Genomic DNA, 2,139 nt, shown 5'->3' with positions numbered 1-2,139 from the left:
GAGTCAGTAAGAGTAGACCCGAAACCGGGTGATCTACCCATGTCCAGGCTGAAGCTGCCGTAAGAGGTAGTGGAGGGCCGAACGCACATCCGTTGAAAAGGGTGGCGATGAGGTGTGGGTAGGGGAGAAATTCCAATCGAACCCGGAGATAGCTGGTTCTCCTCGAAATAGCTTTAGGGCTAGCCTCGATGGAGTCTTACGGAGGTAGAGCACTGAATTTCTAAGGGGGCGTCAAAGCTTACCAAGGGATATCAAACTCCGAATGCCGTAAAGATGCTCATCGGGAGTCAGACTGCACGAGATAAGTTGGGCAGTCAAAAGGGAAAGAGCCCAGACCTGCTGCTAAGGTCCCAAAGTACGTGTTAAGTGGAAAAGGATGTGGGATTTCGAAGACAACTAGGATGTTGGCTCAGAAGCAGCCACACATTCAAAGAGTGCGTAATAGCTCACTAGTCGAGAGGTCCTGCGCCGAAAATGTCCGGGGCTGAAACACGACACCGAAGCACAGGATACCGCAAGGTATGGTAGAGGAGCATTGCTGGCGCGATGAAGCAGTACCGGAAGGAGCTGTGGAGTGCCAGGAAGAGAGAATGCCGGAATGAGTAGCGAGAGAGAGGTGGGAATCCTCTCGGCCGAATATCCAAGGTTTCCAGGGTAAAGCTGATCTGCCCTGGGTAAGTCGGGGCCTAAGGAGAGGCAGAAATGCGTATCCGATGGACAGCAGGTTGAGATTCCTGCACTATCTTAAAACAGAACTGTGGGGACATTTGTGGAGAGCACAGGCGCGGAACGGAAAGCCGCGTGCAAGCGAAGGAGGAGTCACATAGGAAAAACCGTGTGGCAATCCAAAGGCGTGATGCGGACCGAACGAAAGTAGGGAAGTGTGTGAGCCATGAATCAAGAAAAGCCGCTATTGTTTTTAAGATACCCGTACCGTAAACCGACACAGGTGGATGAGGAGAGAATCCTAAGGCCGGCGGAAGAAGCATTGTTAAGGAACTCGGCAAAATGACCCCGTAACTTCGGGAGAAGGGGTGCCAACGAGAGTTGGCCGCAGAGAATAGGCTCAAGCAACTGTTTAGCAAAAACACAGGTCTATGCAAAACCGTAAGGTGAGGTATATGGGCTGACGCCTGCCCGGTGCTGGAAGGTTAAGAGGAGAGGTTAGCGCAAGCGAAGCTTTGAATTTAAGCCCCAGTAAACGGCGGCCGTAACTATAACGGTCCTAAGGTAGCGAAATTCCTTGTCGGGTAAGTTCCGACCCGCACGAAAGGCGTAATGATTTGAGCGCTGTCTCGACAATGCATCCGGTGAAATTGAAGTACCAGTGAAGATGCTGGTTACCCGCGCCAGGACGGAAAGACCCCATGGAGCTTTACTCCAGTTTGGTACTGGGGTCCGGCAGTGCATGTACAGGATAGGTGGGAGGCTGTGAACCTGGAACGCCAGTTTCAGGGGAGCCGGTGTTGGGATACCACCCTTGTGCTGCTGGGCTTCTAACCAGCGGCCTTTATCAGGCCGGGGGACAATGCCAGACGGGGAGTTTGACTGGGGCGGTCGCCTCCGAAAGGGTATCGGAGGCGCTCAAAGGTTCCCTCAGAATGGTCGGAAACCATTCGAAGAGTGCAAAGGCAGAAGGGAGCTTGACTGCGACACCGACGGGTGGAGCAGGTACGAAAGTAGGACTTAGTGATCCGGTGGTATTAAGTGGGAATGCCATCGCTCAACGGATAAAAGCTACCCTGGGGATAACAGGCTTATCACTCCCAAGAGTTCACATCGACGGAGTGGTTTGGCACCTCGATGTCGGCTCATCGCATCCTGGGGCTGTAGTAGGTCCCAAGGGTTGGGCTGTTCGCCCATTAAAGCGGTACGCGAGCTGGGTTCAGAACGTCGTGAGACAGTTCGGTCCCTATCCGGCGTGGGCGTAGGATATTTGAGAGGAGCTGTCCTTAGTACGAGAGGACCGGGATGGACTGACCTCTGGTGTACCGGTTGAACCGCCAGGTTCACGGCCGGGTAGCCAAGTCGGGAAGGGATAAACGCTGAAGGCATCTAAGCGTGAAGCCCCCCTCAAGATGAGATATCCCATTCGAAAGAAGTAAGACCCCTTGAAGACGACGAGGTAGATAGGGCAGG

The 2,139-nt window shown here is 53.7% G+C and carries 1 rRNA gene; it reads left to right on the top strand.

From position 1 onward, the window contains the following. Nucleotides 1–2,139 (top strand): 23S ribosomal RNA (locus tag DW642_RS15610); the annotation flags it as partial.

The organism is Blautia sp. AM23-13AC (assembly GCF_003435675.1).
GTDB classification, from domain to species: Bacteria; Bacillota; Clostridia; order Lachnospirales; family Lachnospiraceae; genus Fusicatenibacter; species Fusicatenibacter saccharivorans.
The sequence above is the reverse complement of the archived record's forward strand: the minus strand, read 5'-3'. Positions and strand labels throughout refer to the sequence as shown.